Origin of the sequence: Leptospira kobayashii (genome assembly GCF_003114835.2) — a bacterium.
In the GTDB taxonomy this organism is placed as follows: domain Bacteria; phylum Spirochaetota; class Leptospiria; order Leptospirales; family Leptospiraceae; genus Leptospira_A; species Leptospira_A kobayashii.
Map to the genome: position 1 here is coordinate 3,742,484 of NZ_AP025028.1, position 17,528 is coordinate 3,760,011.

Sequence of the window (17,528 nt, forward strand, 5' to 3'; positions counted from 1 at the left end):
CCGATAATTAAATTGGCTATGTCTGACAAACCAGTCAAATTCGCAATCTTCCTCTCTTTGATCTTAAGCTTGGTCGCTTTCTGGGACCACCACTTAACATCCTACCTGAAGGAATTCGTAGTTCTTATACATGAAATATGCCATGCCAGTGCTGCGCTTTTTACCGGAGGAATGGTAAAAGGTATCGCCTTACACGGAAATGAAGGTGGGGAAACCATCGCCACACCTGCTTCTTTTCGAGGTTCTTTCATTTTAGTGGTTTCCGCAGGTTATATCGGTTCTTCCCTTGTAGGCGGATTACTTTTAAAACTCGGATTTTCGGGAAGAAATGCAAGACAAACCTTGATCTTATTCGGTTTGTTTTTAATCTCTGTTAGTTTATTGTATTCGAAATTAGGCGAACTGGCCTATTTCACCGGAATTTTCTGGGGTGTAGGCATACTTGTAATAGGTATGTTAGGCGAATCTATATCAATACTCACTTTGGTTTTTTTAGGGACGAGCATTTCTCTCTATTCGATTTATGATTTATCCGACTTTGCGGACAGACTCCATGAAACGGACGCAGGGATCCTTGCCTTTTGGATGTCGGGGTTAACTCCGGAAGATCTGAACCATGAAGAAATTCCGGCAGCAGTCTTGTTCTTAGGTTACCTCATTGCTACACTATGGTCGCTTCTCAGCATCGGGATCATTTACTTTTTCCTAAAAGGTTCCCTGGGAGAATACCATCCTGAGGAAGCCCACGCGGAACAGAATCCTCTGGACCGGTTTGAAAAATTCCCAGGAGACCTAAGTCCGGAAGCAAAGCTTTGGCTGGAAAAGAGAGGGGTCGATCCGGAAAGCGGAGTCGTAGTTCCGCCTGAATTTTTAGCAGATTTCCCACCAAATGACCAAAGGACTTGATTTCGAAGGCAATTTTTAATTTGCCGAAGAGGCAAGCCTCCCAAATATAGAATCTCAATGGCAAAACGTATCTTAATCACGGGTGGCGCGGGCTTTATCGGGTCTCACCTCTGTGAACGACTCCTTGCGGAAGGAAATCATGTAATTTCCCTGGATAATTTCCACACAGGTAGAAAGGAAAACATCCAACACCTACTCGCAAATCCCAAATTCGAACTTATCCGCCACGATATAACCGATCCCATCAAATTGGAAGTGGATCAGATTTATAATATGGCATGTCCTGCTTCCCCGGTTCACTACCAACACAATGCGATCAAAACCATCAAGACCAATGTCTTGGGTATGACCAATATGTTGGGTCTTGCGAAAAGAGTGCGCGGCCGCATTTTGCAAGCATCTACTAGCGAAGTTTACGGCAATCCTTTGGAACACCCGCAAACGGAAAGTTATTGGGGAAATGTAAATCCTATCGGAATCCGCAGTTGTTATGATGAAGGCAAAAGGGTCGCAGAAACTCTTTGTTTCGACTACCACCGCCAACACAAAACAGACATTAGGGTGATCCGTATTTTCAATACTTACGGGCCGAGAATGATTCCCGATGACGGCAGAGTGGTCAGCAACTTTATCGTTCAAGCCATTCGCGGAGAAGACATTACCATTTACGGTGACGGCAGTCAAACACGATCCTTTTGTTATGTGGACGATCTTGTAAACGGAATCATTAAAATGATGAATACCGAGAATTTCATCGGTCCGGTCAATCTTGGAAACGATGGTGAGTTTACCGTCAAAGAACTTGCCGAACTTGTCATCAAAGAAGTAGGTTCCAAATCAAAGATCATCTACCTACCTCTCCCTCAAGACGATCCTGCGAGAAGAAAACCGAACCTTTCTCTCGCCAAAGAAAAGTTAAATTATGCCCCTACCGTTCCGTTGCTTGACGGAGTTAGAAAGACAATAGAATATTTTAAGAAGAGTTTAAATACATGAAAATCGGTGCCTTACAAGAACCTTCCTTTGAAAACAGAGTTTCCATTACCCCGGATGTCATTGACGCCTTACAGAAATTAGGTTTCACAGTCCAAGTCGAATCCAAAGCCGGAGAAAAAGCGTATTATTCGGATGCGGATTACGAAAAAGCAGGGGCTAAAATTCTTTCCAGAAATGAAATTTTGAAAGATTCCGATTTGGTCATTTCGATTCATCCGATTGATCCGGATTCCGCAAAACAAATCCCTAAAGATAAAATTTATATCGGCACCTTGTCTCCGTTAGCTTTTCCTCAAAAAACGAAAGAGCTGGCAAGTTTCGGAGCCAAAATTTTCTCTATGGACACCATTCCGAGAATCACTCGCGCACAATCCATGGATGTTCTCAGTTCGCAAGCAACCGTTTCCGGTTACAAGGCAGTACTTCTTGCAGCAGCAAATTACAGCCGATTTTTTCCAATGCTTACCACTGCCGCAGGGACAATCACTCCTGCTCGTGTTTTGATTTTGGGTGCAGGAGTTGCGGGATTGCAAGCGATCGCAACATCCCGTCGTTTGGGAGCGGTAGTGGACGTATTCGATACTCGCCCCGAAGTGAAAGAGCAGTGTATGTCTCTCGGTGCAAAGTTTGTGGAAGTCGAAGGCGCAGCAGATGCTTCAAAGAGCGGTGGTTATGCGGTCGAACAAACGGAAGATTATAAAAACAAACAAAAAGAAGCGATCGCAAAGTTTGCGGAAAAAGCCGATATCATCATCACTACGGCACTCATTCCCGGGAAAAAAGCTCCTGTCCTCATTACAAAAGAAATGGTGAATTCCATGAGAAAGGGTTCCGTCATCGTTGATTTGGCAGCGATCAACGGTGGTAACTGCGAATATACTGAAAATGATAAAACAGTAATTCAAAACGGAGTTAAGATCATCGGAGATTCCAATCTTCCCAGCTCCCAACCGATGGATGCGAGCAAAATGTATGCAAAGAACATTGTGAATTTCCTAAAGATCTTCGTGAACAAAGAAAAACAATTCTCAATCAACAAAGAAGACGAAATCATCGATGCTTGCCTCATAGCGGAATCGGGAAACATCCGACACAAAGGGATACTTTCTCTTTTAGGTTAGGCGTTCGATGTTTCTCGCTCTTTTTCGCGGAACATCCTGTTCCGACGAAAAAACTTCGGCCATCCTGGCCTTCGTCACCGCGAGAATTGTTTTCCTTGTTTAAGAGTGAGTCACTTTACTTGATTTCCGCTACGATCACTGGCGCGGGGAATGTGTCTTTAAGCGAGGGGTGGGTCATATAATTAAGTATACCATCCCCGCCCTATCGAGATTGGGTGGGGTTAACCACCCGCCACCCAATGCATTCCATTTACCACATCACCTTCCCTTTGTAAAGCGAAGCGCTTCGTTATAAAAATTTTCTTAAAATAAGTTCGCCTTTTTGCCCTTGATCGTCCAAACGAATACCGGTCCCAATGATTATTTTAGATAATTTCCCCCGACCAGGGATACGGAGGGCCTTGGTCGCATAAGGCGACCGAGCGGGAATCCGCGAGCCCGTAGTAGCCCGGTCCCGAATCCGAAGGATTCGGGAGGTCGCCTAACTTCAATTATCAACTTAATCTATGTTATTCGCAAAAGGACGGGAATGATTTCCATAGCAAGTGCGATCCCTACATGGATGAGTACGCCGCCTCGGATCTTCCCCGTATAATAGGAATAAATCCCCAACGTAAATCCTCCGATGGAAGAACTAATCGTTTCCAAAATCGGTTTTTCAAAATGAATTGCTACATAGAGAACGGTCATCAGCAGTACGGCATTTTTTCCGAAAAATGGATGTAGGATTCGGATTACAAAACCCCGGAAAAACCATTCTGTCGCAACAAATGCAAGGGAATAAAAAACTTCGAATATAAGTATGATCGGTAAAGATGTTTGAAATCCGATCATTGGCTGGTCTCTAGGCGCTCTGGGATAATAATTTTGAAAGTCTTCTCCTAAAGCGGCAAAAAATACAACGATCACCATAGGTCCGAGCAGTAGCAAATAAGAAGTGATGGGAATCTCCGCCTTCGTTTCCAAAGGGCCCGATTCTCTCGGATCCTTTTTCAGGAAACGCAGAATCGCATAACAAATTAATGGTGGTATCCCGTAAAAAATCCAAATCTTGAGTTGTATCGCAAATTTATATGCTGCGTATCGATTTTCCACGGCCACGGTGTCTCTGATCAATATCGCTATGATCCTTACATTTTCGCTGATTACAAGTGCTGTGATGATGCAGAAAAAAATCGTCCAAAAGCGAGGTGACCTGAAAATCCAAAAACTTTTATTTCGGAACGAATGAAGAAGAATTAACGAAAAAAAAGGAATCGAATAATTTAAAGTAACACCTAGTATCGGATAGGTATTTCCGATATCGAAAGTATATTCGGTAGTTATCGATAAGGCTATAATGCAATAGGTAAATAGAATAAAAAGATAATCGGGATTTTCCTTTTTATAAATACGAAAAGGTTCTAGTAGAGTCGAAAGTTTATCTTTCATCTATACATCTACTTTCGGTTGAGTTCTCCATCTGCGATGCACCCAGAAATACTGTTCCGGGAAAAGTTTCACCTCTCCTTCCAAAGTATGAGTCCAAAGTTCGGTATAATAACGAAGGACTTCGTCTTTAGTAGGAAATTTCTTTTTGTCCACAAAACCAAGATCTTTTACCCGAACGATGACTTTTCCGTCTTCACCGGATAACACTGAATAGTATAACATTTTCGCGCCTGTGAGATAGGCCATAAGGGCTGGACCCACGAAAGTAGAAGCCTGTCGGTTCATAAAAGGCACGAAGATACCTGCGCTACCCGCATTCTGATCAGACCCGAATCCCACCCAATATCCTTGTTTCAACATCTTGATAACTTGCGTGGACTCTTCAACAGGAACCAAAACGATTCCGTTTTTAGATCGCATCTTACGAAGTAGCCAATCCACAAAAGGGTTACGGATTTTTTTATAAATCCCTCCGCCTTTCATTCGAATTCCCAAAAACTGAACCAAAACCTCCCAAGTACCCAGATGGCCTGAAATCAGAACAACACCTACTCCTTGTTTTTTGGTTTCTTCTTCGATCCTTAAACTTTCCTCATCCAAAACCAGATATTTATTCAACCATTCCTTCGTCATACGGGGAGCCCAAAGTGTATGAGCCAATAGATGTCCTAAATGTCTGAAATGTTTTTTGACTAAAATTTGAATCTCTTCCTCCGACTTTTCAGGGAAGGCGAATTTTATATTTTCTGCGGCGATCTTTCTGTGTTTTTTTGCCAAAGGAAAAATCAGTTTTGTGAGAAAAACACCGTAAGACAAACAAGTCTTGTAAGGCAGAATTTTAAACGGAAAATAAAAAATATAAACAAGACAGAATGACAATAGATGAGTGATTTTTTTCATCTCTTCCCTCCCTTTTTATAGAAGATTCAATCGTAAAAATACTAACGCGCCGACACCGAGTAGTCCAATCAAAAAACCGATGATCCAACCACCAATGATATCGCTTAAAAAATGATGAAGTGTCAACAACCTTCCTACGCCTGCAAATACGCTGAAAAAATAAAACCAGGCCGTTTCTCCGAAGCCGAACACAAGAATGGTTGCGACTACCGCAGAATTGGCGCTATGTGCCGAAGGGAAAGAATGTTTCATATCGGGATTGGAATCTTTTTTTCCCATTACACTGACCAAAGGCCGTTTGCGGGAAAAATATTTTTTTAAAGATAAAACCAAACGATCGGTTCCGTAAGTGAAAATCAGAACAACCGGAAGAGAAACGTAGACAGGCTTGTACAAATCACTGATAAACATCAGTGGCAAAAGGATAAGTGCAAACATCTCTCCTTTATTGATTCTGGACAATATCCAACCCAACCTTTGGCTGTGCAGATGGGTTTGTATCCAGATAGAAAACTTTTGATCGATAACGGATATAAAATTCATTAGGACAGTTCAGTTCGAACTTTTTGTAAAGCATCGTCCCATTTCAATTCTTCCTGGGACCGATGAACCATATCCTTTAAAGTTACTGTTTGATTTTTGATTTCTTCTTCCCCGAGAATCAGAATCCATCTATATCCTTTCTTCTCGGCATAGGAAAGTTGTTTTCCCATCTTTTGAGTTTGCAAAGAAAGATCCACGGCAACATTTGCAGCTCTGAATCGTTTTGCCAAACTCTGCACGGAAGAAAAAGAAGCATCATCCAAGAGAGGAATGTAAACCGTATTCGCATTGGATAAATTCGGCAATAATCCGTGTGTTTCCAAAAAGTTTTGCAAAGTGACATCACCGAGTCCGAAGCCGATTCCGGAAAGTTCCTCATTGGAAAAAAGTCCGATCAGGTTGTCATAACGGCCACCACCGTATAATGAACGTTTGTTTTTCGGACTTGTATCGAAAATTTCAAATATAAATCCGGTATAATAATCAAACCCTCGTACTACGGAAGGATCGAAATCGACTATGTCCGCAAGGCCAAGATCCTTCAGTCCTGAGAAAAGATCGTTTATCTTTTGAATTGTTTCTGCAGTCAGACCGAGAATCGTATGAATATTTTCCACAGTTGCCGCAAGGAACTGGTCAATCTTCGATACGGCCGTGGGATCTTCAGGGATCGTTTTCGAAACAAGTGCAACATATTCATCCTGGGTGATTTTATTTTTTTTGTCCAGGATCTTGGAAACTTCGTGCGCTTGCTCCGGTTTCAATTTCAAGCCTGATTTGAAAAATTCATCCAGAAGAGAACGATGGGATACTTTCACTCGAAAAGAATTTCTAGGAGCACCGAAAGCAAATAGAATGTCACAAGCCAAAGAAAAAATTTCCAACTCTGCCCGGAAATGATTCACTCCGAACATATCCACGTTGAGTTGCCAATGTTCCCGCAAACGTCCGTGGCCCGGCTGTTCGTATCTCCAAAGATTGGGAATGGAAAACCAACGAATCGGCCTTGGTAAATCCCTGAGTTTGCTTGCCACCATACGAGCAACAGTCGGAGTCATCTCGGGTCGTATGGCAACTTCACGACCGCCCTTATCTATAAAGTTATAAATTTGTTTGCCTACGATTTCTTCCCCGGTTTTTGCCCGATATAAATCCAAAGACTCGATCATCGGACCGTCGTATTCTTCATATCCGTAGGAAATAGCGACCTGTTTCATCACTGAAAACAGATAGTTGCGTAATCTCATATCTTCGGGAAAAAAATCCCGAGTGCCTTTGTAATTCGCAGTGGTTAATTTTTGTTCTTTCAAATCAGGACTTTGCCTTTTAATATAATGTTTGTTTAGCGAAAAAACTCGATTAAGCTCTCGTAGATTTCCTTACCGCGTTTATCGCCACCGCTCAATCCGATGATACGAGTGCCTACAACATAGAAATCATGAATCTCTTCCATATGTCGAAGTTCCATTGCCATACGAATGGGTGCCTGCATCTTAAAATTGATATCAATCGTCATCGAAGGTTTGATCATCAGGGATTTTATAATCTCCGGATCTCTCACTTCGATAGCAACTCCGCCCTTGGATACATTCAAAACATTCTGTTTTAAATCCAATATATGCGTGTTTGAATCCATGATTCTCTCTTGGAAGGTGATTTCAACTTCTTTAAATAATTCGAAAACCGCAATGGGAACAGGAGACTTTTCATATTCCAAACTAAGATATGCAAAAAAATGCAAATCGTTCATTTTGATAAAGATAGGGTAATACAGAAATGAACTCATTTTTTTTCTTTTGTATTCCGCTATCTTATCATCCAATAGAAAATCTTCTTCAAAAGTCTCTTTCGGATCATAAACATCCGGAAGCGGTGCCGATTCCATGACTTGCGTATTGATCAAATAAAGCGGTTTTTTGTACAATTGCATCAATTCCACTTCATCATTCATTTCGGAAGAAGAGATGAAAACTACCTTGGATTGAGGATAATCTTTTAAGAGATTTCTATGGATATCAGTAAGAATCACCTGAGAACTAACGCCCGTTAATTTAGAAAAATCTATATCCGTTTTTGCGACGAGAAAATTGGAAGCCAAAACACTTCCATATACTTTTTCATTTCTGGGATCTTGGCGAACGGCAAAGGACTGTCTTTTTTCAATCAACTTACCCAGTAGCAGATTGTCTTTTTTGCTTAGGATCTGGTAATCCACTTCCACCTGAAAAGAAGGAGTTGTATAAACAGTGAAACGTTCGGTCGGAAAATCAGGGATCGCTTCCATTTCAAAAATATGCGAACCGTCGGGGCGTTCTCCCTTAAAGCGCAGTTTGATTTGAGTATCATAACCTTTCAGGTAGAGCCCTTCCGCATTCATCATCTGTTTGTAGAGATCTTGAATGTTAAGGGACTCTTCCATGGGAGCCCACTCCCTATCGGTCTTGTAATGTGTCTTTGGGATACTAATCATATCAGTCTATTTTTTTGAAATTTACCCGCCGGTTTCTAGCACGGCCTTCTTCTGTCTCATTATCAGAAATAGGTTGCGAATAATAATATGCTTGTATCTTCATTTTCTCTTTGGCTACGCCTTTGTCACGAAGATATTGATAAACCGAATTTGCCCGGTCTTCACTCAAAGTGATATTATATTCCCGTTTGCCCACATTATCCGTATGTCCGCCGATTTCCACTTTTTCATTTTTATGGTGAATCAAATAATCCGCAAACAAATCCAATCTTTTTTTATCTTCAGCACGCAATGATCTTTCGTTAAATGGAAAATAGATAACCGTATTGTACAGTTCGTCAAAATCACTTAGATTTCTAAGATACAATACAGTCTCTTTCCCCACCATATCTTTGATCGCCGTATCCGGGTATAGGAAAGTCTCTTCTTTATAACCTTTTGCTTTTGCTAAAATTTCAAAAGCGTAAGTAGGTTCTTTTTCCAAATGGAAAGTATTGTCTTTGGAAACAATCACCTTACCTTTCCTTGTCAAATCATCAAAATAAATAATTTCCGCATTCGGAATCACCAGATCGGTTTTTCTATCTTTTACGATAAAACGGATTCCTTGGATGGTTTTATTCGGACGATCATCTTTTATAGGACGAATCGGTTGTAAAACAATTCGAGAGTATTGTTCTTTATTTTTTCCCACATTCCCACGTAGATCGATCAGTAATTCTTGCGGATGAAATCCGGGCGAGGAAACTTCTACCCGATACAGTTTGCCTGTTTTTAAAATCGTTCTGAAATTTTCCAAATCTTCACTGCTCAAATCTCCTCCGATCCGTTTGGAGGTAATGATTTGAATCGGTTTGGTTTCATCGTAAATTTTTAAAGTGGCGTCTAAGCCGATCATGATTGCTTCCGATCCGTCCAGAACCAAACCGCGAAACAAAAATTCATAAGACCTTCTCAAATCTTCCGGTACTTGCGTACGGTAAATATCGAATTGGCCTTCTCCTCCCGGACGATTGGAAGAAAAATAAAACCAAAGATCATCGTGTGTTACGGAAATCCCTTCATTATCACTTTCTTCCCATAAACTGTAAGTGGAATAATCCGCAGGAGTATCAAAAGGAAAACCGGTAGAATCCGCGCTTAAACCTTGTTTGGTGTTAAAAGGAGAGCCGAGGATCTCCGGTTTTTGAAACACAGCCGTTTCCGGATTCATTTCCGAAAAATAGAAACTGAATTTTTTATTTTTATCTTCTCTATTGGAACTGAAATAAATCCGGTTTCCATCCCAATGATACGAGGGACTGATTTCATCTTCCTTGGAATTGATAACTTCACCCAAAGCGATCGGTTTTTGCCAAATTCCATCTCTGCAAAACAAACTAGGTTTGTCCAAGTTAGGTTGTTTTGTTTCAGGGACAGTCAAAGGATTTCTTTTGGAAATCCAAAGATCATAACCTCCCCTACCTCCCGGGCGGTTGGAGGAAAAAACCATAGAACATCCATCAGGTGACAGAGCGGGCATTTTATCTTCGAAATTGGAGTTGACTTCGTTTAAGGCAACGGGAGCCGACCAAAGCCCTGTTCTATGATTGATTTTCGTATAATAGATATTTAATCCGTCGTATCCTTCCATATTTTTTTTAGAGTCGTTTACATCTTTGTTTCTTACGGAAGTAAAGTACAATTCGTACGGTTTTTCGTCTTCATCAAATAGAATCGAAAACATCCCTTCAAAATTCGGAGTATTCAATTCGCGAAAATTTTTAGGAGCATCCCATTCCGGATATTTCATACGATCCGGAAAACTTTTGTTTTCAGAAATCCAAATGTCCATACCGCCTTCCCCCCCGGGACGATTGGACTGGAACACCAAATATCTTCCCGAAGGGGAAACAATCGGATTGTATTCCACATTTTGGGTATTCAGAGGCTGATTAAAGCGAACATCTTTCACTTTCGGGAGAGGTTGGGCCCAGAGAGCGAGACCAAAAAGGGGTAATAGAGAAAAATATCGTTTCATTTGGCTCTTCCTTCATTCTATCGGTTTAAGGGAAATTTCTGCCAAGGTAAAAAAGAAGGATTTGTCGCTTCCGCCTTAGTCTTTGAAATGAATTCAATGAGCCAAATCTTCGGAATTCTCAATATGACGACAGATTCCTTTTCGGATGGGGGCTTGTTTTTGGACCCGAAATCCGCAAAAGAGCAGGGGCAAAAATTGCGAAATGACGGAGCCGATTATCTGGATATTTCCGGCCAATCTTCCAATGTGAAATCCGCACTCGTCTCCGAAGAATTGGAATGGGAAAGAATCGAACCTACTCTACGCCATTTTATCTCCTTGGGAATTCCTACGAGTGTGGATAGTTTCCGCCCGAACGTCCAGGCCAAAGCATTGGAAGCGGGCACCCAAGTACTGAATGACATCACTGGATTTACCCACCCGGATGCAAGATCCTTATTCAAAGATCCATTTCTCTCCCAAAGCCAAGCCAAGTTGATCGTGATGCATTCGCATACGCTCGGTATTGCGAAGGAAAAATCCGAACTCACACCAGAAAATGTGGTACCTACCATCTTGAATTTCTTTCGGGATCGAAAATCCGAACTCACTTCCTGGGGAATTGCGGAAGAGCGGATTTATTTTGATCCGGGAATGGGCTTTTTTCTGGGAGAGGATCCAGAACTGTCCTTCACAGTGTTACGCAACATCGACCGGATTTTATCCGAATTTCCCCGATTGATGTTGGGCGTTTCCAGAAAATCCTTTTTGGGAAACGTATTAGGCGGTTTACCTCCGAAGGAACGGGAAATGCCTACTTTTGCTACCGAGATCTATTTGCTCCAAAAGAAAGTCCCCATGATCCGAACTCATGATGTTTTGAAACTGACTCAGGCAAAAAAAATTTTAAGCTTGTTAGGAAAATAAACCTAGAGATTATTTAAGGAAAAAACTATTCTCTTCCCGTTCGGATTGCTTTTCTAGTTTCCCGTCCGGAAGGATCCAAAGTAGGAAAAAAAACGGATTCTGGCACCGCGTAACCTTCCGCTACCGCTTTACGATAATAAGGAAGAAGAGGATTCCAATTGGGTTTGTCTTTGGATAGAAGAAGCAAATCCCGCCAAACTTCCAAAAACGAGATTTGCGATTTTTCTTTGTCGGAAGCATTTTCAACCCATTTGAGTCCTTCCGCATAACGACCCAGTTCAAAATTGGCTTTTAGTAGAAAGTAATGAAATTCCCTGTTTTTTTTAGCAGCTACCGCCAATGACTTTCCGTAATCCAAAACGGAATGCCACTTCTCATGATGAGTTTGAATTTCAGTCATTCCGAAAAGTGCTTCTTCATGAAACGGATTGATTTCCAATACCTGGTTGTAATACGATTCTGCGAAAGTGAAATTCCCCTGATGCAGATAATAATTCGCCAATTCTTCGTAAGAATACAATTCCCAACCTTTGACCCGGGAAAGAGCATCAAGTACAATGACTCTTTCTTCCCAGCGCAATGTATCGTATAACTCTTGTATTATTTTTGTATAAACGGGAGAATTTCTGGCGGGAGAATCAGATTCGATTTTCCCCTTAATAGTTTCATATTCTTCCAAAACATAATAGAACCTAATTCGGTTTAGGTGAACTTGGGTATTTTGGAAAAAATCTTTTACGCAAGCGTCCCAAGCCAGCTCTGCCCGGTTCAAATCTCCCTTCCCGGTATACTTAAGAGCGTCCTGATTGCAGCGAAAAGCAGGATCAGTTTCATTCAGTTTTATAAACCTCTGATCCGACTCCAAAGCCTCTTGGTTCCGGATAGAGTAAGAACAAAAAGTAAAACCGAATAAAACGAAAAGAAGAAGGGTATTTTTCAAAAACAAACCTTAGGTTTCTGTATTTTCCTTCATCTTTTGAGCAAATACCAAATACTGCATCGCTTTTTCCGGATTTCCGTTAAATAGATAGAGCAAACTCAAATCCATTGCTTCCTGGGGATCAGGAGGGGAAAATTCTTCCGGGTTTTCGCGGGAAAGTTCCAATTTGGCTTTGAATTCCTTTAATTTCTTTTTAGCATTCCCTTGGATTCGGTGCAAACTTTCCTGCGCCAAAGTGTCTTCTTCGCCCCATGCTTTTTCCAAAGTTTGGTTAAAAGAAACAAATCCGGAGTCATGCGTTGCCATCTCCGTAAGAAGGGTGGCTGACGCTTTGTAATTTCCCTGTTTCGCCAAAATATCCGATTGGATCAGCCTCAACTGTGAATTGCCCGGATAAAGTAAAAGATACCTTTCCAACATTTTCAAACTTTCCGGATAACGATTCCTTTCGTAATAAAACATAGCCAGCCCTCCTAATGCCGTTTTGTGGTTCGGATCAATCTTCACCACATTCGTAAGATACACTTCCGTCTTTTCATCATTTTCATTGATTTGATAAATTTGTGCGAGTAATAGATGCGCTAAAACGAACTTCTTTTCAAACTTTAACGCTTGTTTTAAGAAGTGAATTGATTTTTCCAACTCTTTCAAACGAAAGAAGGAAACCGCGATATTATAACAATTTTTGAAATCAGGATGGATTTTGACCGCCTGAGAAAAAAACTGAGTCGCTTTTACGTGATCATTCTCTTTCGCATAAATCACACCTAAATTTTGATAGGCGAGATAAAAACCGGAATCTTCCTGAATGATTTTTTCATACAAACGCTTCGCTTCGTCCGACTGACCTGATTTCTCCAGTCGAACCGCATCATTGAACCAAGATTGTATTCCTTCGGCGCCCATTATAGAATCTTATCGAATCAGAAAAACCATTACCAGCAAAGAAAAATGTAAAGGAGAATCGAAAAACTCTCCGAAACTTTCTATAGATTCCAAAAGAAGGGGATAGTTATGCAAAAACTGATATTCTTTTCAGTAGTATTATGCCTTATTTCGTGTTCTTCTACGGAAGCGACACGAAGAAATTACAGTGCTTCCGGCGATCCGGAAGATATATTTTTCGAAAGATCACAGAAAAATAGATCCACAGCTTCCTCGGATGAAGCGGTCACAAAATCCATTCTGGATGATTTGGATTCCAAACCCAGATCTACGGGAGAAGGATTGGCTTTGCCTGAGAAAAAAGCGAATGCTTCGGGAAGTTTTGATGAAGTCGGACTCTCTTCCTGGTATGGACAAAAATTCCAAGGAAGACCGACTGCTAGTGGGGAACCATTTGACCGAATGAAACTGACGGGCGCTCACAGAACATTGCCCATTGGTTCCCTGGTCAAAATTCAAAATTTAGAAAATAATAAAGAAGCTGTCGTTCGTATCAATGACCGAGGGCCTTTTGTAGATGAAAGAATTGTAGATGTTTCCGAAAAAACCGCGGAACTACTCGAATTCAAAGACAAAGGGGTTACCAAAGTGGGAATCCGAGTTCTCAAAAAAGGAGAATCAGCAGGCGAAGATTTGGATGGTGCGGATCTGGATGATACGGAACTTTTAGATGATGTTCCCGCCAAACCGGAAAAGTTGACTCCTGCCAAACCGGGAAATCTTACTTCCAAACCACCCGCTTCTTCTCAAAACCCAAAAGGTTATACAGTGCAAGTCGGTGTATTCAACGAACAAGAGAGAGCTCTCAAATATAAGGAAACTTTAAAAACGGATTACAAACAGTCTGTTTTTGTTTACCCGAGAGAGGGCAAATATGTGGTCCAAGTAGGGGATTTCTCCGACAGAACCAAAGCGGAATCCTTGAAAACGCGTTTAAAATACGATGGGATTGATTGCTTTATTCCCAATAAGTAATCCAAGAAACATCCTATCCCTAGAATCCGATCAAGGCGTTTTGGTGCACTGCACCCAAACGCCTTTTGTATTGAAAATGTATTGCTTTACGACGTAATTTTGTTACGATTTTGCAGGATATCCCCCACTTAGAAGTCCCCCACTATGACTGAAAACATCTTCTCCACTGAACACGTATTAACCAACTACTATACCTTCGGAAGTCTCATCGTCACTGTATTGACGGGCATTTTAGCGACCTTCTTTCTTACCTTACGAGACAAAACTCCCGCCACGAAACACTTGGGGCTCGCTTGTGTTTTTATCAGCTTATTTCAATTAGGCTATTTTCTTGCGGCATTTTACTATCATCCCATCGCGGCATTTCATCGCTGGCTCACTGGCGGATTGATATTATACGGAATCATTCACTTCGGCCAATTTTTCTTTCGTTTTCCGAACGATGCTGATAAAAAAATAGGGGATACACTACTATATATTACATATTCAATTGCATCCATAGTAGTGCTTTGGTTTTTTTACGAAACATTCAACAGCGAAAAAAAATACCATTTCACAGCCCACCATTGGGATTTCAACGCGGAAAGCGCGAGTAAGATCCTAGGTATCTTTATCGTATGTTATTCTTTACTCACCTTTGTTATTCTACCGGGGTATCGAATCTACAAAATGGAGAGTGGAAAAAGAAGAGCACTTAGTGCGATGGTACTTGCCGCATTAATCGCAGCGATCGTTCCTAACGTAACAAACGTTATGAGCCGTGACGGTGCAATGGAAAGATCCACATACCTGACGGCTTTGGTTCTATTATTTACTCTGGCATTCTTTTCCATTACAATTATTTTCATCAATACCAGTAACGAACGTACAACTTTCATGGTTAAAATCGTAGGGATCTCTTTTGTTACCATGCTTCTGGTCATGCAGACTTTCAGTTACTTGGTAGACCAAGAGAAAGAAACTGCTTACGATAACGCAACAATTCAAAAAACATTGCGCGCTCTGGAAGGAGGGGAACAGGCAAAAGATATTGTATTTATTTTGGAATACGACGTCGCCTCCCAGAATCTCAGAAAAAAACATTATCCGGAATCTATGAGTTTGGATTTGCCTTTGGTGCAAGCCGACTTGTACAATACATATCTTTATAAAGAGATTGCAAATTTGGATTCTACAGGCTACCGCAAAGCCTTGATTGGGATTTTGAATAAAGCTCCTTCTTATTTTGAAGGTTATAAAAACTCAATCCTCGCTCATTTGGAAGAGAATGCTTCTTTGGACAGCCAAGAGCTGAAAGAATCCGTCAATTTACTGGTCGAAAAACTCAATAAGAGAACTTTTATCAATACCAATAAACTAACAGATATTCATGCTGAGAATTTCTGTGAAGAAGGAACTTCCTATATTCAAAAAGTAAAGAATGTGGATACCTTTCGTGACGCTATTTTAAAACACATAGACAATTGCCAATGGGACGGAAAAGAAATTTCAGGACAAGATCTGAAACTTGAATTTTTGAAATACTTCCGTTATTTCAAACCTGACCTAACACGCCACTATCGCCAAGATTTAGACGGGCTTTCTCATTATGTGGCATACATTGCCTATGATGCGAAGAAAAAGATCAATTACGAAGTCGGATATTACTACAAAGATTACCGTGCTTACATGCACAAATCCGCAAGATTGGAACTAGTCATTCTTGCGATTGTTCTTGTTGTATTACTCGTTATTTTCCCACTTTTCTTCCGTGCAACTCTTGTTAATCCATTATACAGTCTGCTTTCCGGTGTTGAAAAAGTAAACCAGGGAAATCTGGAAGTAGAAATTCCCATTCAAGTAAATGATGAAATCGGATACCTTGCGGAATCCTTCAACGGAATGGTGACCTCAATCCGCGATGCTAGAAGAGAGCTCCAGGATTATGCGGAAAACCTGGAAGCAAAAGTAAAAGAAAGAACCAAAGAGCTTCAGGAAAAAATGGATGAGATCCATAAATTGAAAGTTCAACAGGATGGGGACTATTTCCTAACCTCTCTTTTAGCAAAACCGCTTTTTTTCAACGCAAACAAATCAACCAATATCAAATCCGATTTCTTTGTTCACCAAAAGAAAACCTTCGAGTTTAGAAATAAAACCGGAGATTTGGGAGGAGATATTTGTATCACCGGAAACCTAAAGCTGGGAAAACCGGATGACTTTAGACGTTATACGATGGTTATGAACGGTGACGCCATGGGTAAGTCGATGCAAGGTGCCGGCGGATCGCTTGTTATGGGAGTCGTTATGAACTCCATCATCGCAAGGTCAGCAGGAAACAAACGTATCCTAAACAGAACTCCCGAAGAATGGCTAACAGATGTTTACGAAGAGGTGAACTCCGTATTCAAATCCTTCAGTGGAACGATGGTTATTTCTGCCACTGTGATGCTCATCGACGATGAAACCGGAAAAGTCTGGTACTTCAATGCGGAACACCCTTTCAGCATTCTTTACAGGGACGGAAAAGCCAGCTTTATCGAAACCGAATTAAAATTAAGAAAATTAGGCTTGGATTCGGAATATCCTTTCGAAGTCCAAACCTTTCAGTTGTTACCCGGAGACAATCTGATCATCGGTTCAGACGGACGCGACGATATAGATCTTACACCGGACGAAGACGTACGCACTATCAACGAAGACGAATTCCAGGTTTTAAAATACGTAGAACAAGCGAACGGAGATATTTACAAAGTAGAAGCCCTTATCAAAGAATCTGGTGAAATTACGGATGATATTTCCATGATGAGCATCATATTCAAAGATGATAAAGCGGGAATCGTCAGACAAAACGATGACAATTCCATCATGGACGCTCCCGTTGACGAATACTTTGAACCGCAGTCGGAAGATTGGGACAAGGCACTTACCACTTCAGGCGCCTTTGAAGAAGGTAAAAATCTCTATCAAAACGGAGAGATTGAACGTGCCATCAGTGTAATGAAAAAAGCCTTCCTTTCCGATTCCTCCAACCAAAAACTAAATAAATTTTTGGGACTTGTGAGCTACAAAGGTAAAGACTATGACGTCGCAGCGAAAGTACTCACCGAGTTTCTAAGAGAAAATGAAACTGTTTCGGAATATTGGTACTATCTTGCAATGTCCGAGAAAAAATTAGGGAATTATGAAGGTGCATTGAAAGCAGCACAAGAAGCATTGAAATTGGATCCTGAGAATTTCCAAAACCTAATCAATCTTGCCGATGTAAGCCGATTGATGGGAAATGTGGATCGTGCACTAACATATGTGACGCGTGCTCAAGGGATCGATCCAGACAACAAGAATGTTGTTAAATTGACAAAACTCTTGGACAAAGCAACTAGCTTAAACTAAATC

At 41.0% G+C, this 17,528-nt stretch carries 14 protein-coding genes; 6 read left to right on the forward strand and 8 right to left on the reverse strand.

The genetic code is table 11. The features are described from left to right. Window positions 1-18: 18 nt before the first annotated feature. Genes DI077_RS17085 through DI077_RS17095 form a run of 3 tightly spaced genes read left to right on the forward strand, consistent with a single transcriptional unit; the run spans window position 19 to window position 3,023 of the window. On the forward strand, window positions 19-906 hold the full coding sequence (locus tag DI077_RS17085) for a M50 family metallopeptidase (protein WP_109021487.1): 888 nt from the start codon (window positions 19-21) through the stop codon (window positions 904-906). A gap of 57 nt (window positions 907-963) precedes the next feature. After that, on the forward strand, window positions 964-1,902 hold the full coding sequence (locus DI077_RS17090) for a UDP-glucuronic acid decarboxylase family protein (RefSeq protein ID WP_109021488.1): 939 nt from the start codon (window positions 964-966) through the stop codon (window positions 1,900-1,902). Beyond that, window positions 1,899-3,023, forward strand: a complete 1,125-nt coding sequence (locus DI077_RS17095) for a Re/Si-specific NAD(P)(+) transhydrogenase subunit alpha (RefSeq protein ID WP_109021489.1) — start codon at window positions 1,899-1,901, stop codon at window positions 3,021-3,023. The genes DI077_RS17090 and DI077_RS17095 overlap by 4 nt, the downstream gene beginning before the upstream one ends. A 504-nt stretch (window positions 3,024-3,527) precedes the next feature. Here DI077_RS17095 and DI077_RS17100 read toward each other — a convergent pair. The 6 genes from DI077_RS17100 to DI077_RS17125 are packed head-to-tail and all read right to left on the reverse strand — an operon-like array spanning window position 3,528 to window position 10,387. Then, window positions 3,528-4,454: a CPBP family intramembrane glutamic endopeptidase gene (locus DI077_RS17100; RefSeq protein ID WP_109021490.1), complete on the reverse strand. Its 927-nt coding sequence runs from the start codon at window positions 4,452-4,454 to the stop codon at window positions 3,528-3,530. Then, complete coding sequence (locus tag DI077_RS17105) at window positions 4,455-5,354, reverse strand: lysophospholipid acyltransferase family protein (protein ID WP_109021491.1); 900 nt, start codon at window positions 5,352-5,354, stop codon at window positions 4,455-4,457. Between the two features lie 15 nt (window positions 5,355-5,369). Beyond that, complete coding sequence (locus DI077_RS17110) at window positions 5,370-5,897, reverse strand: phosphatase PAP2 family protein (RefSeq protein ID WP_109021492.1); 528 nt, start codon at window positions 5,895-5,897, stop codon at window positions 5,370-5,372. Then, on the reverse strand, window positions 5,897-7,207 hold the full coding sequence (gene hisS, locus DI077_RS17115; protein ID WP_109021493.1) for a histidine--tRNA ligase: 1,311 nt from the start codon (window positions 7,205-7,207) through the stop codon (window positions 5,897-5,899). Before hisS ends, DI077_RS17110 begins: the two co-directional genes overlap by 1 nt. A 32-nt stretch (window positions 7,208-7,239) precedes the next feature. Next, window positions 7,240-8,316: a DUF1577 domain-containing protein gene (locus tag DI077_RS17120; protein WP_242935260.1), complete on the reverse strand. Its 1,077-nt coding sequence runs from the start codon at window positions 8,314-8,316 to the stop codon at window positions 7,240-7,242. A gap of 52 nt (window positions 8,317-8,368) precedes the next feature. Then, window positions 8,369-10,387, reverse strand: a complete 2,019-nt coding sequence (locus DI077_RS17125; protein WP_109021495.1) for an OmpA family protein — start codon at window positions 10,385-10,387, stop codon at window positions 8,369-8,371. Here DI077_RS17125 and folP point away from each other — a divergent pair, their 5' ends adjacent. After that, complete coding sequence (gene folP, locus DI077_RS17130; RefSeq protein ID WP_242935261.1) at window positions 10,388-11,293, forward strand: dihydropteroate synthase; 906 nt, start codon at window positions 10,388-10,390, stop codon at window positions 11,291-11,293. It abuts the gene before it with no gap. A 25-nt stretch (window positions 11,294-11,318) separates the two neighbouring features. Here the strand turns inward: folP and DI077_RS17135 are convergent, their stop codons facing one another. Both DI077_RS17135 and DI077_RS17140 read right to left on the reverse strand, forming a co-directional pair. Next, window positions 11,319-12,233: a tetratricopeptide repeat protein gene (locus tag DI077_RS17135; protein ID WP_242935262.1), complete on the reverse strand. Its 915-nt coding sequence runs from the start codon at window positions 12,231-12,233 to the stop codon at window positions 11,319-11,321. Between the two features lie 9 nt (window positions 12,234-12,242). Then, window positions 12,243-13,139 (reverse strand): tetratricopeptide repeat protein, encoded by an 897-nt coding sequence (locus DI077_RS17140; protein WP_109021497.1) that lies wholly within the window; start codon window positions 13,137-13,139, stop codon window positions 12,243-12,245. 108 nt (window positions 13,140-13,247) lie between these two features. Here DI077_RS17140 and mpl36 point away from each other — a divergent pair, with 108 nt between their 5' ends. Next, window positions 13,248-14,153, forward strand: coding sequence for an RlpA family plasminogen-binding lipoprotein MPL36 (gene mpl36 / locus DI077_RS17145; RefSeq protein WP_109021498.1), 906 nt, complete (start codon window positions 13,248-13,250; stop codon window positions 14,151-14,153). A gap of 144 nt (window positions 14,154-14,297) precedes the next feature. Continuing rightward, window positions 14,298-17,525 carry a SpoIIE family protein phosphatase gene (locus tag DI077_RS17150; RefSeq protein ID WP_109021499.1) on the forward strand — a complete coding sequence of 1,076 codons (3,228 nt, stop codon included), beginning with the start codon at window positions 14,298-14,300 and terminating at the stop codon, window positions 17,523-17,525. The last annotated feature ends 3 nt before the right edge of the window (window positions 17,526-17,528 follow it).